Raw genomic sequence first — 24,283 nt, 5'->3', positions numbered from 1 at the left:
GTCGTAAAAGCAGACAGGTGACGGTTTTCCGGCGCTTTGGGCGTCGGAAATTTGACGTTTTGGCCGATAGCGGACCGGTTTGATGAAAATGGCCCGCGTCAGACGAAAAAACACCCAGGATTTTCTAACATTTCGCCGGGCCGGGTCGTCTGTCACCTTCGATACCCTTTGGGTCGTATTTGTGCGTAAGATTGGGAGGCGTCATGCTGTCGAAAACCTATCACTTGAGATTTCCAGACCTTGATGCTGCCCAGATCGCAGCGCCCTTCATGACCGACACGCTTGGGGCGGCGATCCCCGAATGCAAGTTGTCCGGCCTGACGATCCTCATCGGCAAGGAAGGCGACATATCGGTCAACATATTCTTTTCGGGCCTGAACGAGATGAAGATGTTCGAAAAGAAATACGGTGACTTCGTGGACACGATGAAGCGGACCTTCCTGTTCAAGTCCACCGGGTTTGACGGCGTTTGCATCTTTAATTTCGACGGCACCGACGATGAGGACGCGGCCTGAACGCGCTTGGCGCGTTCCTTGCAGAACGTGGTCCGAGCCTCGTCATTCCGGATCACCTGCCTTGAACATTCAACTGCACTCCCCGCGGGCCATGCCCCGGCCCGAACGAGGTTGACAGATGTCGGTCAGCGAAACAGCTTCCGCGCCTCTGCCCGAGACGCGCCAAGGCGCGGCGATGCTGCGCGTATCTTCCGACAAGGTGAACCGGGTCATGGCCCAGGTCGCCGAGCTGTCGCTGGGACTTGCCGAACTTGAACATGCCGCCGGTCCGCGCCTGGAAGAGATCGAAGGCGTCGAGATGGCGATGCACCGGCTGCGCAAGATCTTGCGCGAGGTGCAGGATTCGGCATTGGAATTGCGGCTGGTCGAAGTCGCGGAAACCTTTCGGCGGCTGCGCCGGATGGTGCGCGAACTGGAAAGGGCCACCGGCAAGAAGATCGAGCTTGCGCTTGATGGCGAGCAGACCGCCATCGACAAGGTGGTGGCGGACCGGTTGTACGAACCGCTGGTACACGTGCTGCGCAATGCCGCCGATCACGGGCTGGAACGTCCCGACGAGCGCAAGGCAGCGGGCAAGCCCGAAACCGGCCGCATCGAGCTGTCCGCGCGCCAGGTCGGGCAGGATGTCCAGATCCGTGTGCGCGACGATGGACGGGGGCTGAACCGCGACAAGATCCTTGCACGCGCGCGTCAGCGTGGCCTGATCCCCGAGGGCGAGACCCCCTCCGACGACCAACTCTGGAAAGTGATTTTCGAGCCGGGCTTTTCCACTGCCGAGGCGGTGACCGAGGTTTCGGGCCGCGGCGTCGGTATGGATGTGCTGAACGCGACCATGCGGGAATTGCGCGGTCGGATCAGCGTGACCAGCCGGCCGGGCAGGGGCGCCGACGTGGTGCTGTCGATCCCGGTCAGCCTGGCGTTTCTGGATTGCATGATCATGCGCCTGGGCGCCCGCCTTTACGCCGCGCCCATCGACACGATCCAAGAGGTGTTTCGCCCGCGCAACGAGGCGGTTCAACATATATCTGCCGCCGACGGCGCCGAGGTTTTGACGGTACGCGACAAGCTGATCCCGGTCCGACGGTTGGAAACGCTGTTCGACGAGGCAGGACCGGTTGGGGCGCTGGAGCGTTCGGTGGTGGTGGTGCTGGGCACTGCGCGCGGTCCCGTGGGCTTGCCGGTCGACGAATTGCTGGACCAGCAACAGGTGGTGATGAAACCGCTGACCGGGCCGCTCCGGTCGATGCGCGGCACGCTGGGCTGCGCGCTTCTGGGAACGGGCGATATCGCGATGATCCTTGATCCCGAGCGGCTGCACGAAGGAGAACAGCGATGACCGGGGTGGCTGATGTCGACTCCCTTCGAACCGTGCGCGACTGGTTGCGCGAAAGCTGCGGCATCCATTATCCGGACCGCAAGTTCGACCTGTTCCGCCAGCGTATGGACCGCGTCCTGCGCCAGTGCGAGATTTCCGATTACGACGAGCTTGCCCGGCGCCTGGTCGAAAAGGCCGATAACGGTGTGCGTCTTGCAACGACCCATGCCGCCTCGACCAACCACACGTTCTTTTTCCGGGAACAGCAAATCCTCGACGTGTTTCGCGACGAAATCCTGCCCTCGCTGGCTGTGCACGACGACATCCGCATCTGGAGCGCGGCCTCTTCCACGGGTGACGAGGCCTACACGCTTGCAATCATCGCGGCCGAGGCCATGGGGATGACGGCGGCGCAGAAAAAGCTGGCCATCCTGGGCACCGATATCTCGGCGCCCGTTGTCGCGCAGTCAGAGACCGGCGTCTATGGCCCCAGCCATCTTGGCAAGCTGCCAGCCGACCTGCGGGCGCGTTATTTTTCGCCGGTGGGGATGCAGCAATACCAGGTGGCCCAGGGGTTGCGCAGGATCTGCACGTTTCGGCGGATGAACCTCAAGGCGCTGCCCTACCCGTTTCAGAAACAGTTCCACACGATCTTTTGCCGTAACATTCTCTATTATTTCGATCGCGACACGCAGCGCCAGATCCTGATGGCGCTTTACCAGGTGACGGTTCCCGGGGGCTGGCTGCTGACCAGCGTCACCGAGTCCGTTCGTGACCTCAAGACAGACTGGCAACCCGTCAGCACCGGCGTTTACCGCAAGCCGGGCTAGGCGTGCGTTCTTGTCCGTATCCATGAAAGGAGCCCGCCAATGACCGATTTCACAGAACTTGACCCTGAACCGGCCGCATCCGACCTCGCAAGCGACGAGAATTCGATCCGTGACATGTACCTGATCTTTATCGTCGAGGATGAGGAATACGGGGTCGGCATCGAATACGTGACCGAGATCGTCGGCCTTCAACGGATCATGTCCGTGCCCGACGTGCCCGATTTCATCAAGGGCGTGATCAACCTGCGCGGCAACGTCATTCCGGTGATGGATGTGCGGCTGAGGTTCGGCATGGCAGAGCGCGCGCATGACTCGCGCACGGTGATCGTCGTGCTCGAGGTGGGCGACGCGCCCATCGGGCTGGTGGTCGACGGGGTGCGCGACGTGCGTGAAATTCCCGAGGATTGCGTCGATCCTGCCCCCAAGGGGCGCGACAGCACGGCGCTGCCGATCACCCGCGGACTGGGCCGGCATGGCGATCAGGTGGCGATCCTGATCGACGTTCAGAACCTGATGCAAAGCAACGCAGACCCGGTGAAACGGGCCGCAACCGCCCTGGCCGGTGCCGACGCCGTCCCTCCGACCGGGGATGCGGCCCGTGAAACCGGGCTGGCGGCGATTGCCTGAGCTTTTCCCAAACCGGCGGTGACGTGTCGCCGCGACCGAAAGGACCCCCAACATGATCGTTTCGACCTTCCGTAACATCCCAATCGCAAGAAAATTGCCGCTTGTCATCGCGGGTCTCAGCTTTGCCGCGGCAACCGCGACGGGCTGGATCGCCTATAACCGAATCCAGAGCGCCATGTTCCATAAGGAAAGCCAGGCTCTGATCGCGATCTCTGGCGCACCGGCGGATGAATTCGCCCGCTATTTCAAATCATTGCAGGACGAGGTGGTGATCCTGTCCCTTGATACTGGCATGAATGCTGCCATCCGGGACTTTTCTGCCGGGTTCAAGGCCCTGGGCATGGATACTACTACCTTTGGCGGTGCCGACCCGGAAATTTCCAAGCGTGAACTTCGCCGTGTCTTCGTCGATGAAAACCCCTATGCGGCAGAAGATCGCGCAAAGCTGGTGAACCCCGCCGAGGACAGTGCCTATGCAAGCGTCCACGCCCGTTCGCATATGCGTTTCCGCGAGATCATCGAACGTCGCGGATTCCATGACATGTTCCTGATCGATGCCGATGGCAATGTTGTCTACACGGTCACCAAGGAACGGGATTTCGCGACCAACGTGAAAACCGGCGAATGGGCCGATACGGGGCTTGGACGGACGTTCCGGGCCGCGATGTCGGCCAAGCCCGATGCCGATCCGATCTTTGACTATTTCGCCGAATACGCGCCCAGCGGCGGATTGCCCTCGGCCTTTGTCGGGCGCGCGGTGTACGATGCCGCCGGCAAGCCCGTTGGAACGCTGATCTTTCAGATCTCTCTAGCCGTGTTCGAGGACATGACCGACTCCAATGATGGGCTGGGCGAAACCGGCGACATCTATCTTGTCGGTGGCGACTACCTGATGCGCACCAACCTGCGCCATGGCGGGCAGTCCTGGGAAGAAACAGCCCTGAAACGCAGGGTCGAGACCGAAGCCGTGCGCAACGCCGTCGAGGGTCGGACCGGTGTCATGCGGACGGTGAACTACCGCGATCACGAAACGCTGGCCGCCTATCGGCCGCTTGATGTATTCGGTTACAACTGGGCGGTGATCGCCGAGATGGACATGGCCGAGATACATGCGCCCGCGGTCGCCATGCGCAATGTCATCCTTGCCATCGTGACGGCAATTTCCCTGATCGTGGCGTTGATCGGGCTGTTGTTTGCCCGCGGCATCGTGAAGCCGCTCAAGGCGATGCAGGCCGGTCTGGCCCGAATCAGCGAGACGCGCGATCTGAGCGTGCGCGTGGGGATCGGCACGCGCGACGAGATCGGCCAGTCTACGCAATCGGTCGATGACATCCTGAACTTTATCGAGGACGCGCTGCGCAACATCCGCGCCTCGGCAGAACAGGCCGGCGAGGTGGCCGGGCAACTCAGCGACGCGGCCCAGGCAACGGCCTCGAACTCCGAGATCCAGTCGTCCTCGGTCGAGGAAGTATCCTCGTCGGTCGAGGAAACCGACAGCCAGGTCAAGGCCAATGCCGAATCCGCGCGCGAGGCCAACAGCCTGGTCAACAACACCACAGAGGTGGCAACCGAAGGCAAGAAGAAGATCGAGGAAATGGTTGTGGCGATGGACCAGATTTCATCCGCGTCACAGGATATCGCAAAGATCATCAAGGTGATCGACGATATTGCCTTCCAGACCAACCTTTTGGCGCTGAACGCCGCAGTCGAGGCAGCCCGTGCCGGTCAGCATGGGCGCGGCTTCGCGGTGGTCGCGCAGGAAGTGCGCAACCTTGCCGGGCGTTCTGCCAAGGCGGCCAAGGAAACCTCTGACCTGATCGAAGGATCGGCCCAGCGTGTGAATAACGGTGTCGAGATCGCCGCGCTGGCCTCTCGGTCCTTCCAGAGCGTCGCTGATGACGTTGCGCGCATGAAAGACCTTGTCGCCGAGATCGCGGCGGCCAGCGAGGAGCAGGCCCGTGGCGTCTCGCAAATCAATACCGCGATCGGCGAGGTGTCGAAGACCGCGCAGGAAACCAGCCAGCAATCCGAGGAACTGGCCGCGACCGCCGAGGAATTGTCGAAATCGACCGATTCGATGCTCGATCAGGTGCGCAGTTTCCGCCTGAGCGGCGAGCGGGCAAACATGTTGGCAGAGACCGCCAACGAGGCCGCGGGTGCATCTGCCGTGGGCACTGGTGCGTCGATCCGGGTTCTGGCAGAGGCCCGTCCCGATTTGCGCGCCGCACCGGTGAACGGCAATGCCGCACCTCGGGCAAAGGTCCAGGTCAACGGCGCGCAGCGGCCACAGGATCGTATCCCGCTCGATCATGACGAACGCGGCTACGGCGGGTTCTGATCCGTCAGGCCGGGCCGTTGCCCCGTGGCGGCCCGGCATCACAACGCAGGTTTCATCCAAGGAGAAAACCCATGGCTTACAAGGTGATGATCGTTGATGACGCGGCGATGATGCGTCTTTACATCTCGAGTTTCATCAACTCCCAGAAGGGGTTCAAGGTGGCCGCCCAGGCCGCGAACGGCGAGGAAGCGCTGGAAAAACTTCTGGAAAATCCCGACATCGATCTGGTGCTTCTCGATATCGAGATGCCCGTAATGGACGGGCTGGAATTCCTCCGCCATGCCCGCCCGAATACCAGCGCCAAAATCTGCGTGCTGTCCTCGGTTGCGGTCAGCGGCTCAAAGCATGCAGCCAAGGTGCGTGAACTTGGGGCCGATGCGGTCGTGGCCAAACCTTCGGGGACGGTGTCGCACGATCTTGAGGAAAAGGCCGGCGTGGAACTGGCCGAAACGATGCGCAAGCTGGTTGGCGCGGCCTGATCGGGCCACGCCTGGCAAAGCGGTTCGCCGCGCAAGGGAGACGCAGCAATGTCCGACGAGATGGATGAAATCTGGGCCCTGTTCGCAGATGACGGGGGACAGGCGCTTGACGCGGTCGAGGCCGCGCTGATGGCGTTGCGGCAGGATGCGGAATCTGCCGGGGGCGAAACGATCTCGGCGCTGTTCCGTGGAATCCATACGTTCAAGGGTAATGCGCGCGTTCTGGGACTGGCCACGATCGAAAGCCGCGCCCATGTCGCCGAAGACCTCATCGGGCTGGTGCGCGACGACGGTGTGGCGTTGGACGAGGAAATCCTCGACCTGTTGATCGAGGTCTCGGACGAACTGCGCCTGATGCTGGAATTCGCTGCCGAAGAACGTCGCGATGCCGATCCGGCGGAAACCGAGGATCTGCTTGCCCGGCTCAAGGCCAAGATCGCCGACTGCATGACCCCGCAGCCCGACGCAGACGAACGCGCACCGCAAACGCGCGCATCGCATGACGAGGACAACGCCATGCAACATTCCGGGCAGGAAGATCCCACGAGCCCGGAACCGACATGCCCGGCCGTCACGGCCGAGCCCCCCGTTCCCGATCAAGAGCGCACCGCCCGGCTGTTCGATGATCCGACCTTCAGGCGGGTTTTCGAAAAGATGGCACGCAAGACGCTTGACGCGATGACCGCTCACCGCGCGCTGTTGCATTCCGACGCCGATCAGGCCCTTGAACTGTTGCGCGAGGATGCGGCCAAGCTGCGCAATGGTGCGGCCAAGGTCGGGTTGACGGACTGGATTTCAGCCATCGATGGCTATCTCGATGCCCCGGAACACGACACGGCCGGCGCCGAGCACATGATCGCCGCGCTGGAACGTTGCCGCGCCATAGACCTGGATGGCGATGCCACGCCATCCGCACCCGCCTTGCAACCCGTCCCCGTCGGACCGGCCCCCGCGCCCGAACCAGGGGCCGAAACCCGGCCCGGTGTCGCACCCGCCGAGGGCGCGAGGACGCTGGGCGCGTCGCTGGACGATCCAACCTATCGCCGGATCTTTATCAAGATCGCGCGCGAAACACTCGACGAGTTGCGACAGACCCGCGACGAGTTCACGAACGAGCCTGCTGCTCATGTCATGCGCGTGAAACAGCGGGCGGGACGCCTGCGCAATGCCGCTGGACAGATGGGGCTGTCGGCCTGGACCGAGGCCGTGGACGACTTTGCCGGGATGGACAAGCCCGAAGGTGCCGATCTTGACCTTATGCTGGATCGGCTGTCGCAGCGGTTCGCCGAGGATATAGAGGGTCAGGCGCCCGCCGCGCCAGACGCATGCGCGGCAGGGGCCGGACCCTGCGAAACCTCGGCCCCGGCGGAAAGTTTCGCCGTTGCATCTCACGCCCAGAGTGATGAAGCTGACGGTTCTGCGATCTGTGGCCGTGCGCGAGAGGCGCGCGATTTTCTAGAGGGGCTGGAAGGGCCGCTTGCAGAGCTCGCCGCTCTTGGCGAGCGGTTGGGCGAGGCAGCGATGGTTTCGCCCGAAGAGATCGCGATTGCCGCCGAACGGATCGTTCAGGACGCGCGCGCCGCCGGGTTTGGCGGTGTGGCCGATGTCGCGACGCGTTTTGGCATCGTGCAGACCCAGCGCGATTTCCGCGATGCAGAGCTTGATCTCTACGAACAGCTCGTGACGCTTGAAAATGCCTTTGGCGAGGCGTTGGACGGCCTCGCGCTGCAACCGCTCTCTTTCCTGCGGACTTGGTGTGCGGAAAACGCCTATGCCACCTTGATGGAAACCTCGGAACTGATCGATGATCTGCGCGCGCGTCGCGATATAGAGGCCAACATTGCCAGGCTGACGCGTCTGTTGCGGCGCATCAACCATGCCTGTCGCCATTACCAGATAGAGACCGCCGCCTATCTCGCGATGTCTTTGTTCGACCTGTTCGACCGGGCACCGACCGGCCAGATCGGCCCTGACACGGTGCTATTGCACATCGCGCGCAGTTTCGTTGATCTGCTTGAGGTTGTGTTCGATGCCATCGACGCGGGCGAGACGCCCGATACCGAGGGGCTGGAAAGGTTGTTCGACGAGGCCTCGCGCGCGACCTTCGTGATCACGAACGCACCGACCGCGGCGGCGGTGGAGGAACGCCTAGGCCTGCCGGACTCGTTCCATCGGGTGCTCTCGCCCGAAAGCGTCAAGGCAGCCAGCCGGGCAATGGACCTGGGACAGAATTTCTTTATCGTCCGAACCGATTTCAACGATCGCGAGGATGTCGCGCAGGCTTTCCTGCAATGGCTTGAAAGCGGACAGGCCCGGCTGATTACGTCGGTCACGGTCTTTGTCGGCGAAAAGGTGTTGTTCGATTTCTTGCTATGCAGCCGGATGAGCGACCCCGCCCTGCGCGAGGCGCTGAGCGGGATCGACCCGACGGGCAAGCTTGTCCATGTCGATACCGAGCTGCCCTATGACCGCGGCAGCCGGGTGCGACAGGGTGCATCCGCTGGCGCTGGGCTTGTCCTGGGGGGTGGGCTGGGCTCGAACCTGCGCGAGGAGCTGGGCGAGATCGTCGCCGGTCATTCTCGTGTCCACAACGTGTTGCTGGACCTCTTGCAAGGGGATCTGGGCGATATGGTGGCTGCGAACCTTCCCGCTGAGATCGTCGCAAGCGATAGCTGGCGGCTGATCCGCGGTGCGCTTGAGCGAGCCGGGGACGACATCATGGATCGGCTGCGCCAGGCGCAGCAGACCGGATCGCAATTGCAAAGTCGACTGGTCCAGTTGCAGGAAGACATGATCGAGCTTGGCCAGGCCGAGGCCGAGGCACTGTTGCAGGCGCTGGCCGAGCATATTGCCAAGGTGGCGCGATCCTCTGGGCGGCGGGTGGCGGTCACGTTGACCGGGCAGGATACGCGGGTCGATGATCGGGTGCTTTCGCGGCTTTACCCTGCACTTTGCGCGTTGCTTGAAAAGCGCCTGACCCAGGATGGGGACGGGCCGCACCGGCTTCATGTATGGGTGCATCGCAAGGATGACAGCATCGGTGTCGGGATAGAGGACGACATGGCCGCAGGTCATGCAGTCGAGGCGCTGGAGACGGCTGGCCGGGCCATCGGTGCAATGGCCGGTGACATTCGCCAGAGCCTGCTGCCGGGCTCGGGTACGCGGCTGACGATAACGCTGCCAGTAGCGATGGTGGTGATGGAAGGCATGGTCGTGCGCGATGGCGAGGTCAGCTATATCGTGCCTACCGATGCGATCCACCGGATCGTGCATTGTGATCCTGACCAGATCAGCCGCATCTCGGCCGAGGGCGATCGCTGTATCCTCAAGCTCGGGAACGAGGAAATCGTCGATATCGGATTCCTGCAAGACAGCCGACGTCAACGCGCCCTCGCGGTCATTGGCGCCGACCGTCGCGCCGGGGCGGAAAAGATGCTTTTCCTGATCGTTGGTCACGCCGGGCGCCGCGTGGCGATCATGGTCGAGGATCTCGTGGGGCAACAGGTGGTTCTGGTCCGTCCGCTGCGCGGTGCGCTGGCGGGTATTCGCGGGATGACGGGCTGTGCTCTGCTGGGCAACGGCGATGTCGGGCTTGCGCTTGCGGTGCCGAGCCTTTTCGAGGCCGAGCGCGCGGCGGCGGCTTGACGGCGGGGCAGGGCGGGACACCACATGGAAAAGACATCGATTGATCCGGTCCGGGTGCTCGTCGTGGATGATTCCGCGCTTGTTCGCCACATACTTGTGCGCGGCCTGTCGCAAGACCGGCGGATCAAGGTGGTTGGCCAGGCCTCCAACCCTTACCAGGCGCGCGATCTGCTGGTTGAACTCGAGCCGGACGTGATCACGTTGGACGTAGAGATGCCGCGTATGAATGGGGTCGAATTCCTGCGTCGTTTCATGCCCGTGGCGCCAACGCCGACGGTCATGATCTCGTCCCTTACCCAGCAAGGCACCCAACTCAGCCTCGATGCGCTGGCTGCGGGGGCGGTCGATGTGATCGGCAAGCCCACGATCGGTCTGGCCGACGGCTGGCCGTTGCAGATGCAGGAAATCTGCGACCGGGTCCACGCCGCGGGCCGGACCCGGCTGCGCCAGTGCGCCAGGCCGGGCATACCCGCGCCACCAAGGCCGCAGCCGCAGCCGCTGACGGCACCAGATGACGGGGCAAGTGGGTTGATCTGCATCGGTTGCTCGACCGGTGGCGTCGAGGCCCTGAGCCGCATCCTGCCGATGTTTCCGGCCGGCTGCCCGCCGATCCTGGTGGTTCAGCACATGCCCGCCGGATTTACCGCGCCTTTCGCGCGACGGCTGGATTCGCTGTGTCAGATAGGTGTGCGCGAGGCGGTCGATGGTGATGACCTTGTGCCGGGTATTGCACTGATCGCGCCGGGCGGTTTGCGCCATATGGCATTGGAAAAGACGCGAACGCGTCCCAAGGTCCGGCTGGTCGAGGGGGCGCCGGTGAAATACTCCCGTCCCGCCGTCGATGTGCTGTTCCACTCGGCGGCACGACTGCCTTCGCTTGGGCTTCGTGCGGCCCTACTCACCGGGATGGGCAAGGACGGGGCCGAGGGATTGCTGGCGATCCGGCAGGCCGGGGGACGGACATGTGCCCAGGACGAGGCAAGCAGCGTGGTCTTCGGGATGCCGGGCGCAGCCGTGACGATCGGCGCGGCACAGGCGGTTTTGCCGCTTGACCAGGTTCCTGCCTTTCTTTTGTCGCGGATTGGAGTCGCGGCGGCCCGCAACGGCTAACAGTTTCGCGAACCGGGCCGTTACCAATGACAACGCACCACTTTACCGACCGGGAGACTGGAATGCACATTGCAGCAGCGCGCAGTTTCTATCGCCGCACCGAAAGCGCCAGCGCGCCGCCGGTGGATGATCCTCACCGGATCGTTTCCACGACCCTTTCCGAACTGGAACGGGCATTGCGCGTGATCTCTGCGGCGCATTCGGGCGGCAGCCCCTTGCCAGAGGCGCAGACCACGCGTGCGCTGACCGCGATTTATATCTTGCAATCCAGCCTCGATTTCGAGGTCGGTGGCGAACTGGCGGTCGACCTGTTCCGGGTGTATGAATATTGTCGCCAACAGGTTCTGGCTGCGATGCGAAAGGCGCAGACCACGGAACTTGACAATGCCGCGCAGGCGGTCGCGGGAATTCTTGCCGCCTGGCGCGGGATCGCGCCGGGTGCCGGAGGCGGCGGATGATGACCGACATCATCGTTCCCGAAGATATCAGTCCCAACGGTGAAAGGTTGATCCACCTGGCAGGCGAGTTGTGCCAGGCATCCCGCGCGCATGATGTGCGCAGGGTGGCAGAACTCGACCATGCGCTACGCGCTCATGCGCTTGCAATGGTCGGTGCGATGACCTGGAGTGAAGAGGCCGCCGAGGCCGATATCCGCGTGCTGGGCCATGCGATCGCGATGCTGCGGGGCATTGCCGAAGACCTGGAAAAGGACCGTCAGGCCCTTGAGGCAGGCCGGGCGCGCGAACGCAGGCTGCGGCTGGTCTACAGCCGCGCCGAGGCGGAGTGAGCGTCATGGCATCGGGGCCTTGCCGGTCTTGCCGCGGGCTTCGCGCCTATCTCTTGACGGCGTTGACGCTGATTGCCCTGATCGGCCTGCGGCCCTCGGGGGCAGAGAATATCGCGGGGCTGATGCCCTCGTCCGGCTGGATCGGTGGCGGAATCGCGCTGGCCTGTGTGCTGGGGTTTGCATGGCGCCTTGCGGCGTACCGCCATGCGCTCAGATCTGGGAACGCGGTGCGATAGGGCGCGTCAGGAACCTGTCTAGCATCTCGCGCCGGCTGTGCGAAACGCCGCCGTCGGGGTGATAATGCACGATTTCGATCGCGACCCGCGGGCGGGACCGGCGCAGGGCGTGGCGCGCGCGCAGGCGGCGGACAAGGGTAAACATGATGGTGGTCCTGTGGCTTTAGGGTTCTGTTGCGAGGGGATCGAGTCTCCCCGCAGGTTCCCTGCAAGAGCTGTGCCACGCGGCTAAGATGATGCCGCGAGCTGCCGTTTATGCGTAAGGGAAGCTGGTTCAGGCAAGGGCAGAACGTGGAACGGATGAATCTCTGGCACAGTCTCGGGCGTGCATGGGCAGAACTCAGCGCCGGCCAGGCTGGGCGTGTCGATGAGGGCGCGCCAGGCCAGGATCGTATGCGCCTGGCCCATGGCCCGGTTCAGATGGACAACCGCGGCGATGTCGAGCGGCTATTGCCCGATATTCTTGGCCGCGCACTCGCGCGAAGCTGGATTGACCAGGATTTCCGCGGTCGCTTCACGCTCGACCCGGTGGGTACACTGGCCGATTACCGCGTCCAGTTGCCCGATACGATCTCGATCGAAGTCGGCCTGACTGACACGCTACGTCCGCGCGTCATCGTTTACGAACGCGACCGCGTGGGCCGCAAGCGGCGTCTTCTGAGCCTCAAGCTGATCATGACGGCTGATCAATGAGAAGACTGGCGCCGCATATCCTGTCTTTGGCGGTGGTCGGCTCGCTTGTGTCTGGCGCGGCGCCTGCGCAGTCCACGCCGGAATTCCGCGAGGCGCTCGAGGCCTACCAGGATGGCGATGCAGCGCGCGCGGTCATGGGCTTTCGCACGCTTGCAGAGCAGGGCGACGGAGCGGCGCAATTCAATCTTGCCCTGCTTTTTCTCAAGGGCGCTGGCCTGCCGCGAAATGATCGTGCGGCGTTCTACTGGGCCTGGCGGGCGCGTCTGAACACCGTGCCAGAGGCCGTGGCACTCTCCGACATGATCGGGCGTATCCTGCCGGCAGAAGTCGTGGCAGATGTCGCGGGCCAGCTTTTCGAGGATCTCAAGGCCGATGTCGCGGGGGGCAAGGCCGACGCGATGCTGGGCGTTGCGCGCGTGCAGATCACTTTGTCACCGGCGCCCGATCGCGTCGAGGCGTTGGCCTGGGCGACGCTCGCCTCGGCCTTTGACGTCGCTGGAGCGCGCGCGCTGCGCGACGCGCTGGGTCTGGAACTGTCCGACCAGGATCGGCTTGCGGCCCAGGCCCGAGCACAGGAATTGTTCGCTGACTGGTGTGCCGGGCCGGGCGCGGAAAGCTGTGGACACTGAGGCCGGCCGCCCAGGCGCCTAGTGGCGCCGCAGGCAGGGGCCGGGATCGGTTATCGGGCCGGGCGCGTCCTCGTCGAAATCGTTTTGCACCATCGCTATGGCGCGATCGACGACGTATTCGTTTGCCAGCCATTCGATATCGGGGCGCATCCGGCCAAGGTCGCGCGACAGTTCGGTCAGCTCGTCCATCTGTGAACTGACAATGACCATCCGTTTTTCGATCTGTCCAAAGCGCTGTTCGAACCGCAGCAGCCAAAGGCGCACTCCAAGCGCCGCGGCAAGGCCCGAGGCGCAGGCCCCGGCACCAGCGGCGAGCATGATCGATGTCGAGATCATCGCATCATTTCCTGGTAGCTTTCGAACAGGCTATCGGCGATCCGGTCATAGTTGATCGGATAACGTCCTTCGGTTATCGCATCCTTGATCTTCTTGACCAGGGGCAGGTCCAATGGCGGGCCGGCCTCAAGCCCGGCAGGCAGTTGACGCGCCTCCTGGCTGAGGCTGACCTGATCACCCGCTGTCACGGGCACAGCGCGCGACGCGGCCGGGCCGCGTTGCACTTGGGTGCCGGGTGTTTCGGCTGGATCGTTCGCGATCCTCTGAGTCTTGGGACGGCCCGACATCGGGCCCAGGCTGTCGACCATGTCGCTCTCCTTCTTCCGCTGACTCGAACGGTACTTTCTCAGCGTATTTTAGCTGTGACGCTGATTTTATTCCGATCAGTCACGTGGCCCCGAACGGTTCGGCCGCTCGACAGGTTGCGCACCTTGATCAACTGGTGGCGCTGGCCCGGCTCAAGCGCGGTGCCCGACATGGCGACGCTGATCCCATCGAGTTCCAATGCAATGACCACGGGCGCGCCCTCGACCACCAGCCAGTCGGGGTCGAGATGGCGTGCCAAAAGCGGCTGACCGATCCCGACGGCCTGTGAAAGGCGTCGTCCGATCGCATTTTCGAGGCTGCCGATGGCCGTGGGGGGGGTGGCGGCGGGGGCTGGGGCCAGTGCGATATCTTCGGCTGTCAGGACGCTGCCCCGGCCCAGGCTCTTGCGCATCACGATGACGGGTCCACCTGCGGGGGCGTCCGGGGCACCGCCCTCGCGCGGCTGCGCGCCCGGGGGGATGCCGGTTCGCACGGCACGCGTCCATTGTGGTGCGCTACATCGTATCTCGGCTGTTGCCCAACTGCCATCGCGCGGAGCTATCCGGGGGACATGGTCGCAGCCGGGATAGCGGCGAGAGGCGGCGATCTGGGGGATGCCCGCAAGCCCTGCCAGCTCCAGTTCGGCCGCGATCAGACTTTGCATCCTTTTGCCGTCGATCCCGTTCCTGAACGTGGCCTCGCCATGGGCGGGTGGCGCGACGATCAGGGGCAGAACGGCGATCAAGGCGGCGCGCATCATTTCTCAGCCCCCGGTTTCGAGAAATGTCACGTCCCGCTCGGCAAACGCACCAAGGGGGCGGCTGCGGTCCAGCGGGCGCAACACCGTGCGTTCGCGGTCCAGCCGAACGATTTCCAGAACCCCGAACCGGTCATTCCCCTCGACGAAACCAAGGCTGGATCTCGTGATGCCGTTCGCGCTGCCCAAGGGAACGATCAGCGCCTCGCCCGCAATTTCCAGTCGCGCCGCGGGCGCGCGGCAGGCCATTCGGTCAAGCAAACCCGCCGCGGCCGCGTCAATCCCCTGCGTCAGATCCTGCACCATGCTTGCGCGGCGGGGCCCGATTGCTGCGCCCAGATCGCCCCGCATCGGCTGACGCACGCGACGGGTGATCGTGACGCTGGCCTCGTCGCGGCGGGCGTCGCGCAGCGTCATGCTGATCGACAGTGCGAGTTCGCGTCGTGGCAGGGGCTGAACCTCTATCCGCGTCAGCAGCGCATGTTCGCCACCGCCGCGTGGCACCGCCCCCCGTGTCAGCGTGTCGTAATCGAAACCGGCGCGTGCCGACGAAAGCTGGGCGGAATAGGGCCGGTCGGTGACGCGCGTCAGGCGCGCGCGGGGATGTGCCTCCAACGTGGTTTGCAGGTCTGTCCAGATGTCTTGCGCCAGCGGAACCGACCAGGCCGGCGCGGTCGGGGCGACCACGAATTCCGGCGCATAGGCCAGGATATCCAGCCGGCGCCGGGCCGGGCAGGCACCCAGCGGGCGTGGGGCAACGCGTGCGCGGACCTTCACGCGCCAGGTGTCATGGCTTCGCTCGGCCGCGATCACGCGATGTTCGACGATCTCGGCCGAGGCGCGCAGGATTGCCAGGTCGGCGGTGACGGCAGCCTTGTCAATAGCGGTATAGCCGGACATCTTGACCCCGCCCGATAGACCGGCCGCGATCAGCGCCTCGGCCAGCGCGTTTCGGCGCGCGCTGTCACTATCCGCGCCGCCAGCGATCGTGCCAAATCCCTCCGCCTCGACCCAGATTGCGCCATCTCGCCCCGCCGAAGAGGCCAGTGCGGCGGGTGTCGCGCAGGCGATAAGACAGAACAGCAGGATGCCCCGGACGTGGCGGCACATGGGATTACGCCTGTCCCTTGGCGGCGCGCACGATATAGGCAACCGTGTCGGCGTCGAGTTCCAGCACCACCTCGAAGGTGTCGCCATCCTTTGGGGTTATGCGCACCGTGCGCGCGCCGCGGATCTCGCCCTGCACTTGCGCAAACAGTAGATCGTTGCGCATCGCCGTGTCGCGCAGCGTGGATTCGCCGCTCAGCCGGATGCCATGGACCTGCTCGGCCAGGTCACGCATCGCGTCCAGTCGCGCGGCGCGGATTGCCATCAGTCGTTTTTCGTTCGTGGATTTTCCGGGTTGCGTGGACACCTGTGAAAACCCCAGCCCCCGGATCGCGGGGGCGGCCTCGTCGGTCTTGAGCAGCCGCGTGCCGGTCTGGACCGACAATCCATCAAGATCGTCCTTGACCTGCGCAAGCTGGGTCGCGCCGGGGCCGGCATCGGCGGGCAGCGCATCGCTGGCCGATTTGGGCATGGCCATGCACCCGGCCAGCGCGGGCAATAGCAGGGCCGTCAGCAAGTTATGAAAACGGGGCATGTGATCTCCTTGGCGGGGTGCGGATGGATTTGCGCGACAGCCTGCAAGTGCCATGCCAATCCGGCCCCATCGACAGGCCCGTCAACCGGGCGGACTGGCACGCGGTTTGCATCACCGGGGCAGGTGACAGAACGGAGACCGCCCCGCATGACCCCGCCCAGATCTGCGATAGCCCCCCGGAGGGTATGGAAATGAGCGATGCCGCCATCCTGAAGCCGACCGCGCCGGTCAATCGGCTGGGCGGTTTGGCGCTGCCGTTCGGCATACTGGCCATGGTTGCAATGATGGTGCTGCCCCTGCCGGTGGCACTGCTGGATGTTTTCTTCGTCTTCAATATCCTGCTGTCGCTCTTGATCCTTATGGTGGCGATGCACAGCTATCGCCCGCTCGATTTTTCCAGTTTTCCGAGTCTTTTGCTGATTGCCGCCGTGCTGCGGCTGGCGCTGAACGTAGCCTCGACACGGATTGTTCTGAGTAATGGGCATACCGGTGGCGACGCGGCCGGTCAGGTGATCCAGGCCTTTGGCGAGTTCGTGATCGCGGGCAATTTCGTTGTCGGCATCTTCGTTTTCGCCATCCTCGTCATCATCAACCTCGTGGTGATCACCAAGGGCGCTGGCCGTGTGTCCGAGGTGTCGGCGCGCTTTACGCTGGATGCCATGCCCGGCAAGCAGATGGCGATCGACGCCGATCTGAACGCCGGTGTCCTGACACAGGACGAGGCACGCGCGCGGCGAAAGGAAATCGGCGAAGAGGCCGATTTCTACGGTGCGATGGACGGGGCCTCCAAGTTCGTCAAGGGCGATGCGGTTGCCGGTATCCTGATCCTGGTCATCAACATTCTGGGGGGCATCGTGATCGGTGTCGCCCAGCATGGCATGGCGGTCGGCCAGGCGGCAGAGACCTATGTCCTGCTGTCCATCGGTGATGGGCTTGTGGCCCAGATACCCTCGCTGTTGCTGTCGATCGCCACGGCGATCATCGTGACACGTGTTTCGTCCTCTGCTGACATGGCAGACCAGATCGGTGCGCAGGTCAACATCTCGCGCGCCTGGGTGCCTGTGGCCGCCGTCATGGCAATCCTCGGGCTGGTTCCGGGGATGCCGAACTTGCTGTTTCTCGTGGCGGCCGGTGCGGCCGGGGCGCTGGCGTGGTCGGCGGCCCGCACCGACAAGGCCCGGGGCAATGTTTCCGCTGAGACCGCCGCCCGCCCATCCGCTGAGGATCTGGCCGCCGCGCAACGCCCCGGCGTCCTCACCGCGGAGGATGTGACGGATTACAGCCAGGTGTCGATCCAGATCGGCTATGCCCTGATCGGCATGATCGAGGAGGGCAATGGCGGGCCGCTGATCTCGCGTATCACCTCGATCCGAAAAGAGGTCAGCCGCGCGATGGGTTTCGTGGTGCCCGGCGTTAGGGTGCGCGACGATCTGGCGATGCCGGCAAACCAGTATCGCATCCGCATCGGCCAGACCATCGTGGCCGAGGATATGGCCTATCCCGATCGCAAGCTGGCGCTGCCGGGCGGCTTGTCACGGCGCAAGCTGAAGGGGATCGACGTCAAGGACCCGTCCTTCGGGATCGACGCGGTCTGGGTGCAACCGCACCAGGTCGCCGAGGCCGAGGCAGATGATCATGTCGTGATCGAGCCGGATTCGGTCATCGCCACGCATCTCAGCCAGATGCTTTACAAATACGCGGGCCAACTGATCGGCACCGACGACGTTCAGGTTCTGCTTGACCGCTTGCACCAGGTCAGTCCCGCCCTGGTCGAGGCGGTTGTCCCCAAGCTGGTGCCGCTGCATGTGCTGACCGGCGTGTTGCGTGCGCTCTTGGCAGAGCGTGTTCCGGTATCCGATCTGCGCCGCATCCTGGAGGGGCTGGCCGAACGCGGGGGCCGCGACGCAAGCCCTCGCCAGCTTGCCGAGGAACTGCGCCCTGACCTTGTGCCGATGCTGATCCAGCAAATGGTGCCGATGACCCAGTCTCTTGCCCTGATCACGCTGGACCCGGAATTGGAGCAACTTCTTTCGCGCAGCCGGGCGCAAGGGGGCGAGGGCGTTCTGATCGTCGAACCCAGCCTGACAGAGCGGCTATTGTCGGCGCTGACCCGCCTGTCAGAGGACCTGGCCGGCAAGGGACGGCAGGGTTTCGTGGTGGTCTCGCCGCCGTTGCGTGCGCCGCTTTCGGCCTTCCTGCGTGCCCATGGCAACGACGCCATCGTGCTGGGGGTCAACGAATTGCCCGACAACCGCCGGATCGAGGTGGTGGGCAGCCTGGGCGATGGCCGCGCCGCCCTTAACGACAAAATGGGAGATAGCTGATGGCACCCGTGACCGTGCATGGCCCTAACATGCGCATCGCAATGCGCCGCGTGGCCGAAACGCTTGGCGAAGATGCGCTGATCCTGTCCACGCGCAGCATCGGCGAGATCTTCGAGATCGTGGCCGAGCGGCCGCTGGATGCAGACACGGCCCTGGCGCGCGCAGACCATGCCAATTCCGACCGTGCCCCAACGTCGATGACCGGGTTCGGGGCCGTCTTTGCAGCAGAGATCTCGCGCCCCGTCCGGGCCGAGAGCGCCGCGGGCATCGTGCCGGATCCCTTTGCCCGGATGGGGGGGTGGCCCGGCCTCTCGCCCGCCTTTGCCCGCGCGCTGGAGGACGAACTGTCGGGTGGGGTAGGAGGATTCCTGGCGGTGCTTGAGGGCAGCCTGACCGGACGGGACGGCGCCCTGGCCCTCGCGGCGCCCCGGCTTGCGCTATGCGGGCCGGCAGGGGCGGGCAAGGCCCGCCTGGCCCTGTACCTGGCCGAGGCACGCGCACCCGCCGCCTTGCCCTCGCTTGCGGTTTGCGGCACGACCGCGGCCGATGCCGCCTGGCTGATCGCGGGCGCAGGGGCACAGGGCTGGCCGGTCACGCTCAGTGACGAAGAGGATGAACTCGCCGCTGCGCTCGACGCGCAGTCTGGCCCGCGCGGACCGGGACGTATCACCGTCCTGTCGGCGGAACTTTCCGAGCCGCAACAGGTTCTTTCGCGGATGGCCGAAGCCGCGTCCGTACAGCCGGTCCTGGTGCTGCCCGCCGGGTTGCATCCGCGCGTGTTGGCCCGCCATCTGTCGGCCTGGGCGCGGTTTCGTCCGGTTATCTTCCTGACCGGACCTGCGCATATGGCACCCGGTCCAGAGGAACTTGCCGCGATCGCGGCGCGCGGCTTGCAGCTTGTAGGCGCGCCGGGGGCGGGCCGTATCGATCGGGCAACCTTCCAGAGATGGGCACGCGACTGGCTGCGCGCAATGGCCTTGCCTGCTGCCACGGGGCAGGGGGACGACCTTGCCGATGCTCCTGCGCGCGCGAGCGTGGCCGAACCCGCCCACGACGGCAAGCCGCGCAATGCCACGACAAGGGTCTTTCGCCGGGCAGCCTTTGGCGCCCCCTGCGATCCGCCCGCACCCCCGCGCATGCGCTCGCCCTGGGAGGAGCGGACATGATCGCGTTGAAAGCATATCGCGAACAACAGGCCACGCCCGTGGGAAGGCGCATCGAGGAAAACATGGAAATGGTGCGCCGCCTAGCCTGGCATTTCCATGGTCGCGTCGGCCGTTTCATCGAGATCGACGATATCCTTCAGGCAGGGCACCTCGGTCTCGTCGATGCTGCGCAGCGCTATGCCGAGCAAGAGGGCGTGGCGTTTTCGGCCTATGCCGCGATACGGGTGCGTGGAGCAATCATCGATTTCCTGCGGTTGAACTCCAATCTATGCCGGAACACGATCGCGATGCAGTCGCGGGCCAAACAGGCCGAGGCGCGGCTTTCACGCAAGTTGCAGCGCGACCCCGAGCCGGCTGAGATCGCCGCCGAGCTGGGGCTGTCGCTTGAGGAATACGACAGTTGGACGGCCCGTTTCCAGGTCAACCGTATGGCGTCGTTGGACGAGGTCTATTCGGATCATTCGATCCTGTTCCAGGGCAACGAGCCCACACCCGAGGATCATACCCAGAACCGTCAGGTGCGTGCTCTGTTGCGACAGGCCCTGACCCGACTGCCCGAGCGCGAGGCGCTGGTTCTTCAACTTTATTACGTCGAAGAGCTGAATATCTACGAGGTCGCGTCGATCCTGGGGGTGACAACGGGGCGGGTGTCGCAGATCAAGAAGGCCGCGATCACCCGGCTGCGCGACCTGATGCGCGACGGTATGGATCTGGAGGGCTGAACCTTCGCGTGGCGTTCGCGCGGCGATGGCACCGGGCACGCAGCGCCCCTAGTGTAGCGCGATCGGGCCGGTGCCTTGCATTCAATCCTCGTCCTGGTCGTCATCGCCCTGCCGCCCGCCGATCGCGTCGCTGGCCAGCAGCGCCGCCGCGGCGCCCAGATCGATTGTCGCGACCTGTCCTTTTCGCCGTCTAGAGCCTGCGGCGGCAAAGGCGTTGCCGTGCGCGACCGCTTCGGGTAGTGCCTGCGCGGATTCGACGGGTTCTTGCGGCACGGTGACAAATCCACTGCCGGGATCGGCCTGGTCGGAGCGGTCCCTTGCCATTCCGGCCTGGGGGCCGGGCGTCCTGGGTGCCTGCTCTGTCCGGCTTTCGATGTTCATCTGGTCGATGGTCGAGGAGGGCCTGTCGGGCCGGGAAAGTGCGTCGCGATCGGCTGACGCGTCCATTGCGCGCGGCGGCATGTCGTCGGACTGATCCGGGTCGGTATCGGCATCCATTATCCCCGAACCCAGAAACGCGGCGGCGTCTTCAAGGGCGAGTGTGGACATCGTGGGTTTCTTGCGCGGTTTGCGGGTCGGGTTCGGGGATGTTTCACTTTCCGGCTGGGCGTGTGGCGCGTTCTCTGCCGGGATGTCCGGTGTGCTCTTGCGGGGCTTTCGCGCCGTTTTGCGCCTCGGTCTTTCCTCGGGCTTTTCCTGCGTCGAAAGCCCGCTGTCCAACGCGGTTGCAATCACGTGCAGCCGGGTTGCCATCAGCAGCCGGCGGCGCCCTGAATTCTGTTCTGCCGCAGCCGTCGCACCCAGCGTCCTGCTCAGGTCAAGAGGGTCGTGTTTTCGCAGCCGTTTCATCATCCGGCTCACGTCGGGCGCCCAGCATCCGGCGCCGGGCAGGCCTTGGGGGTTGGTCATGTCTCGGATTTCTCCATGGCGATGGAACAAGGTTGGCATCTTCCTTGCAAATACCGGTCCAGTCGGCGCGCTGCGCCTTTGAAAAAATGGACGAGACCGGGAAAAGCCAAGATGACTGCGATCCGCGATCACCTGGGTATCCATGCCGACGCCCTGATCCTGCGCGAAGCGCGCACGAGGGTGCTTGGCTCGAACATAGCCAACGCCGCCACGCCGAATTTCAAGGCAAGAGATTTCGATTTCACCCGCGCGCTGGACGAGGCGCGCGGCGAGCCCGAGGCGACGATGCGCACCCATTCCAGGCACCTTTCCGGCTCTGGCGGGCTTGCGTCGGGCGAGATGGGGTATCGCGTTCCGGTTAATCCCTCGCTTGACGGCAATACCGTCGAACTGGCCGTCGAACAGATGGAATTTGCCGAGAATACCCTTCGTTACCAGGTCAGCCTGACCCTGCTTAACCGCAAGATCTCGGGTCTGACAAAGGCGATCAAGGGCGAATAGGGGAATAAAAATGTCAGATATCCAGAACCTTTTCGACGTGGCCGGCCGGGCGATGTCGGCGCAGATGACGCGGTTGAATACCGTCGCCAGCAACCTCGCGAATGCCGATTCCGTCAGCACAAACGCCGAGGGCGCCTATCGCCCGATGCGCCCGGTTTTTGCCGCCGTCTATGCCGACCGGATCGACGATCCGGGCCTCGCGGGTGTCGATGTAACCGAGATCGCCGCGCTGCCGCGCACGCCCGCAAGGGTTTACCGCCCCGACCACCCATCGGCCGACCAGGAGGGTTTTGTCTATCAGTCCACGGTCAATCCCGACGAGGAGATGGTCGAGATGCTGGAGGCCAGCCGCCAGTACCAGAACAACCTCGAAGTGGTTTCGACCGTGCGCGAATTGATGGCGCGAACCGTTTCGATGGGCCGCTGATCGCCTTTGGGAGAGTTGGGAAATGAGCACGATAGGGACACCCGCACCGTTATCGCTGACCACTTACGCGGATACGCAGGCCGCAACCGGCGTCGGGGGCGACACGGTGCTGGGACAACAGGATTTCCTGGCGCTATTGACCGCGCAGCTTCAGAACCAGGATCCGTTCGCGCCGATGGAAAACACCGAGTTCCTTGGGCAGATGGCACAATTCTCGACCCTGTCGGGGATCGAACAGATGAACGGCACGCTTGTCGGGCTCGATGCCGGGCTGGGACAGTTCCGGGTGGCAACGGCCACCAGTTTTCTCGGGCAACAGGTGCTCGTGCCTGGTACCCGCGCGCGCCCCGGCGAGGCCGGAGAGATTGCCGGCGTGGTCGATCTTGCCACGGCGGTCAATGGCCTGAGCATCACCTATTCAGACGCCGAAACCGGCGAGGTGCTGAACGTGCAAGAGCTTGGCAGTCAGCCGCCCGGCCTGATCGGGTTTTCCTGGGACGAGTTGCCGGACGAGACGATGCGCGACAACAGCCTGGTTCGTGTGACGGTCAGCGCCGAAACCGCAGAGGGAACGGCCGTTTTGACGCCCTCGGTCTATGCTGATGTCACCGCCGTCGAAATGTCGGCAGGCGGCGGAGAGATGCTTTTGCAGATCCAGGATTATGGCCCGCTCAACAGTCTTGAAGTCACCGCGGTTCGCTAGGGCCACGGCACCTTTACCGCGAACAGCAACACGGAGAATGCAATGTCGATGAGCATCGCCCTGATGGGCCTCAACGCGGCGCAGGCCGCGATCAACAATACCTCGAACAATATCGCCAATGCCGGGACGATCGGCTATCGCGGGGGACGCACCGAGTTCGGCGATATCTTTACCAGTTCGCCCTACGCGCCGACCAATACGCAATCTGGCAATGGTACAGAGTTGCTGGGCGTGCGACGCAGTTTCCAGCAAGGCGCCCTTAGCAGCACGGGAAACACGCTCGATCTTGCGATCCAGGGCAGCGGCTTTTTCACGCTGCAAAACGGCGAGGGTGACATGAGCTACACGCGGGCCGGCGCGTTCGGCCTAGATGCCGGGGGCCATATCGTCAATTCCTCGGGCGACATGCTGATGACGCTTCCGGTTGCCCAGAACGGTGCAGGTCTGGGCGGGGCGGCGCCGCAGCTTTCTGCACTTCAGGTTCCGATGTATTCAGGCACGTCCGAAGCGACCGCCTCGGTGGAAATGGCCGTCAACCTGGCCAGCGGCGATGCGCTGTCGGCCACACCCTTCAGCCCTTCCGATCCGGCTAGCTATGCGTCCAGTACGCCGATCGAAATGTTCGATGGCGACGGCCAGCCGATGGATGCCACGGTCTATTTCGCGCTGACCCAGGTTCCCGGCGCCACCGCGCCTGAAACCCTCTATACGCCGTACGTGGTGGTCGATGGCACCACGCTGGTTGATCCCGCGGGCCAGACCCTCGGGTTTGATGCCGATGGCGCACAGTTGACACCGTCGGCGCCGCTGAACCTGACCTTGCCCGATGGCGCGGCATTCACACTCGACCTGGGCGGTTCGACGCTTGGCGCGGGCGGTTTCGCGGTCACGCGCTATGCCCATGACGGTGAGACCAGCGAGATGCTGACCGGGCTGGAGGTCGATGCCGACGGCGTTATCTGGGCCAGCTATGGCGATCAACAGGCCAAGGCGCTTGGCATGGTGGCGATGGCCAATTTCAACAACCCCGAAGGCTTGCGCCCGATCGGCAGTGCGGCCTTTTCGGCCACCTCGGATTCGGGGGCCGCGCTGTTTGGCGGGGCAAACAGCAAGGGTATGGGCAGCCTGCGCTCGGCGGCCCTGGAAAGTTCGAATATCGACCTGACACAGCAGATGGTTGATCTCATCACCTCGCAACGCAACTACCAGGCTTCGGCCAAGGCGCTGGAGACTTCGTCGAGCCTTGCGCAGACCATCATCAACATGCGCGGCTAGGGGTAAGAGGC

The 24,283-nt window shown here is 64.2% G+C and carries 27 protein-coding genes; 20 read left to right on the top strand and 7 right to left on the bottom strand.

Annotated elements, in window-relative coordinates; genetic code table 11:
- Positions 1-203: 203 nt before the first annotated feature.
- The 11 genes from EV663_RS07405 to EV663_RS07355 all read left to right on the top strand — a co-directional run bounded on the left by EV663_RS07405 (position 204) and on the right by EV663_RS07355 (position 11,882).
- Positions 204-515, top strand: a complete 312-nt coding sequence (locus EV663_RS07405; RefSeq protein WP_132951158.1) for a hypothetical protein — start codon at positions 204-206, stop codon at positions 513-515.
- A gap of 118 nt (positions 516-633) precedes the next feature.
- Complete coding sequence (locus tag EV663_RS07400; RefSeq protein ID WP_132951157.1) at positions 634-1,851, top strand: chemotaxis protein CheA; 1,218 nt, start codon at positions 634-636, stop codon at positions 1,849-1,851.
- Complete coding sequence (locus EV663_RS07395; protein WP_132951156.1) at positions 1,848-2,660, top strand: CheR family methyltransferase; 813 nt, start codon at positions 1,848-1,850, stop codon at positions 2,658-2,660. The genes EV663_RS07400 and EV663_RS07395 overlap by 4 nt, the downstream gene beginning before the upstream one ends.
- A gap of 39 nt (positions 2,661-2,699) precedes the next feature.
- Positions 2,700-3,287 (top strand): chemotaxis protein CheW, encoded by a 588-nt coding sequence (locus tag EV663_RS07390; protein WP_132951155.1) that lies wholly within the window; start codon positions 2,700-2,702, stop codon positions 3,285-3,287.
- 52 nt (positions 3,288-3,339) lie between these two features.
- Entirely contained in the window at positions 3,340-5,625 is a 2,286-nt protein-coding gene (locus EV663_RS07385) for a methyl-accepting chemotaxis protein (RefSeq protein ID WP_132951154.1), read from the top strand.
- Positions 5,626-5,696: 71 nt separating this feature from the next.
- A complete protein-coding gene (locus EV663_RS07380) occupies positions 5,697-6,104 on the top strand; it encodes a response regulator (protein WP_132951153.1) in 408 nt (135 codons plus the stop codon).
- Positions 6,105-6,152: 48 nt separating this feature from the next.
- The gene (locus tag EV663_RS07375; protein WP_132951152.1) at positions 6,153-9,749 is read left to right on the top strand and encodes an Hpt domain-containing protein; all 3,597 of its coding nucleotides are present in this window, start codon (positions 6,153-6,155) and stop codon (positions 9,747-9,749) included.
- 24 nt (positions 9,750-9,773) lie between these two features.
- Positions 9,774-10,859 carry a protein-glutamate methylesterase/protein-glutamine glutaminase gene (locus tag EV663_RS07370; RefSeq protein WP_132951151.1) on the top strand — a complete coding sequence of 362 codons (1,086 nt, stop codon included), beginning with the start codon at positions 9,774-9,776 and terminating at the stop codon, positions 10,857-10,859.
- 62 nt (positions 10,860-10,921) lie between these two features.
- Positions 10,922-11,317, top strand: a complete 396-nt coding sequence (locus tag EV663_RS07365; protein ID WP_132951150.1) for a flagellar export chaperone FliS — start codon at positions 10,922-10,924, stop codon at positions 11,315-11,317.
- A complete protein-coding gene (locus tag EV663_RS07360) occupies positions 11,317-11,646 on the top strand; it encodes a hypothetical protein (RefSeq protein WP_132951149.1) in 330 nt (109 codons plus the stop codon). Before EV663_RS07365 ends, EV663_RS07360 begins: the two co-directional genes overlap by 1 nt.
- A gap of 5 nt (positions 11,647-11,651) precedes the next feature.
- Positions 11,652-11,882: a hypothetical protein gene (locus tag EV663_RS07355; RefSeq protein ID WP_132951148.1), complete on the top strand. Its 231-nt coding sequence runs from the start codon at positions 11,652-11,654 to the stop codon at positions 11,880-11,882.
- On the opposite strand, the gene EV663_RS15600 is transcribed toward EV663_RS07355, so the two are convergent.
- A complete protein-coding gene (locus EV663_RS15600; protein WP_165910154.1) occupies positions 11,857-12,027 on the bottom strand; it encodes a hypothetical protein in 171 nt (56 codons plus the stop codon). The two genes, EV663_RS07355 and EV663_RS15600, sit on opposite strands and share 26 nt — an antisense overlap.
- Before the next feature lie 146 nt (positions 12,028-12,173).
- Here EV663_RS15600 and EV663_RS07350 point away from each other — a divergent pair, with 146 nt between their 5' ends.
- The gene (locus EV663_RS07350) at positions 12,174-12,575 is read left to right on the top strand and encodes a hypothetical protein (protein ID WP_132951147.1); all 402 of its coding nucleotides are present in this window, start codon (positions 12,174-12,176) and stop codon (positions 12,573-12,575) included.
- Positions 12,572-13,204: a sel1 repeat family protein gene (locus tag EV663_RS07345; RefSeq protein ID WP_132951146.1), complete on the top strand. Its 633-nt coding sequence runs from the start codon at positions 12,572-12,574 to the stop codon at positions 13,202-13,204. The genes EV663_RS07350 and EV663_RS07345 overlap by 4 nt, the downstream gene beginning before the upstream one ends.
- A gap of 18 nt (positions 13,205-13,222) precedes the next feature.
- Here EV663_RS07345 and EV663_RS07340 read toward each other — a convergent pair whose 3' ends face one another.
- The 5 genes from EV663_RS07340 to EV663_RS07320 are packed head-to-tail and all read right to left on the bottom strand — an operon-like array spanning position 13,223 to position 16,245.
- Positions 13,223-13,540 (bottom strand): hypothetical protein, encoded by a 318-nt coding sequence (locus tag EV663_RS07340; RefSeq protein ID WP_132951145.1) that lies wholly within the window; start codon positions 13,538-13,540, stop codon positions 13,223-13,225.
- Positions 13,537-13,848, bottom strand: a complete 312-nt coding sequence (gene flgM / locus EV663_RS07335) for a flagellar biosynthesis anti-sigma factor FlgM (RefSeq protein WP_132951144.1) — start codon at positions 13,846-13,848, stop codon at positions 13,537-13,539. The genes EV663_RS07340 and flgM overlap by 4 nt, the downstream gene beginning before the upstream one ends.
- A 38-nt stretch (positions 13,849-13,886) precedes the next feature.
- Positions 13,887-14,606, bottom strand: a complete 720-nt coding sequence (flgA, locus tag EV663_RS07330; protein ID WP_132951143.1) for a flagellar basal body P-ring formation chaperone FlgA — start codon at positions 14,604-14,606, stop codon at positions 13,887-13,889.
- 3 nt (positions 14,607-14,609) lie between these two features.
- A complete protein-coding gene (locus tag EV663_RS07325) occupies positions 14,610-15,713 on the bottom strand; it encodes a hypothetical protein (RefSeq protein WP_132951142.1) in 1,104 nt (367 codons plus the stop codon).
- Between the two features lie 4 nt (positions 15,714-15,717).
- Positions 15,718-16,245 carry an LPP20 family lipoprotein gene (locus tag EV663_RS07320; RefSeq protein ID WP_132951141.1) on the bottom strand — a complete coding sequence of 176 codons (528 nt, stop codon included), beginning with the start codon at positions 16,243-16,245 and terminating at the stop codon, positions 15,718-15,720.
- Positions 16,246-16,430: 185 nt separating this feature from the next.
- Between EV663_RS07320 and flhA the strand changes: the two genes are divergently transcribed.
- Genes flhA through EV663_RS07305 form a run of 3 tightly spaced genes read left to right on the top strand, consistent with a single transcriptional unit; the run spans position 16,431 to position 20,457 of the window.
- Entirely contained in the window at positions 16,431-18,569 is a 2,139-nt protein-coding gene (gene flhA / locus EV663_RS07315) for a flagellar biosynthesis protein FlhA (protein WP_132951239.1), read from the top strand.
- Complete coding sequence (locus EV663_RS07310; protein ID WP_132951140.1) at positions 18,569-19,735, top strand: hypothetical protein; 1,167 nt, start codon at positions 18,569-18,571, stop codon at positions 19,733-19,735. The genes flhA and EV663_RS07310 overlap by 1 nt, the downstream gene beginning before the upstream one ends.
- Positions 19,732-20,457 carry a sigma-70 family RNA polymerase sigma factor gene (locus tag EV663_RS07305; protein WP_132951139.1) on the top strand — a complete coding sequence of 242 codons (726 nt, stop codon included), beginning with the start codon at positions 19,732-19,734 and terminating at the stop codon, positions 20,455-20,457. The genes EV663_RS07310 and EV663_RS07305 overlap by 4 nt, the downstream gene beginning before the upstream one ends.
- Positions 20,458-20,538: 81 nt before the next feature.
- On the opposite strand, the gene EV663_RS07300 is transcribed toward EV663_RS07305, so the two are convergent.
- The gene (locus EV663_RS07300; protein ID WP_132951138.1) at positions 20,539-21,366 is read right to left on the bottom strand and encodes a hypothetical protein; all 828 of its coding nucleotides are present in this window, start codon (positions 21,364-21,366) and stop codon (positions 20,539-20,541) included.
- A 111-nt stretch (positions 21,367-21,477) separates the two neighbouring features.
- On the opposite strand from EV663_RS07300, the gene flgB reads away from it, so the two are divergent.
- The 4 genes from flgB to EV663_RS07280 are packed head-to-tail and all read left to right on the top strand — an operon-like array spanning position 21,478 to position 24,272.
- Positions 21,478-21,867, top strand: a complete 390-nt coding sequence (gene flgB / locus EV663_RS07295; RefSeq protein WP_132951137.1) for a flagellar basal body rod protein FlgB — start codon at positions 21,478-21,480, stop codon at positions 21,865-21,867.
- A 10-nt stretch (positions 21,868-21,877) separates the two neighbouring features.
- On the top strand, positions 21,878-22,294 hold the full coding sequence (gene flgC, locus EV663_RS07290) for a flagellar basal body rod protein FlgC (RefSeq protein ID WP_132951136.1): 417 nt from the start codon (positions 21,878-21,880) through the stop codon (positions 22,292-22,294).
- A gap of 22 nt (positions 22,295-22,316) precedes the next feature.
- Complete coding sequence (locus EV663_RS07285) at positions 22,317-22,997, top strand: flagellar hook assembly protein FlgD (RefSeq protein ID WP_132951135.1); 681 nt, start codon at positions 22,317-22,319, stop codon at positions 22,995-22,997.
- 42 nt (positions 22,998-23,039) lie between these two features.
- Complete coding sequence (locus EV663_RS07280) at positions 23,040-24,272, top strand: flagellar hook protein FlgE (protein WP_132951134.1); 1,233 nt, start codon at positions 23,040-23,042, stop codon at positions 24,270-24,272.
- The last annotated feature ends 11 nt before the right edge of the window (positions 24,273-24,283 follow it).

This window comes from Rhodovulum bhavnagarense, from assembly GCF_004343505.1.
Classification (GTDB): domain Bacteria; phylum Pseudomonadota; class Alphaproteobacteria; order Rhodobacterales; family Rhodobacteraceae; genus Rhodovulum; species Rhodovulum bhavnagarense.
Note: the sequence above shows the minus strand (reverse complement) of the source record. Positions and strands in the feature narration are given on the sequence as shown.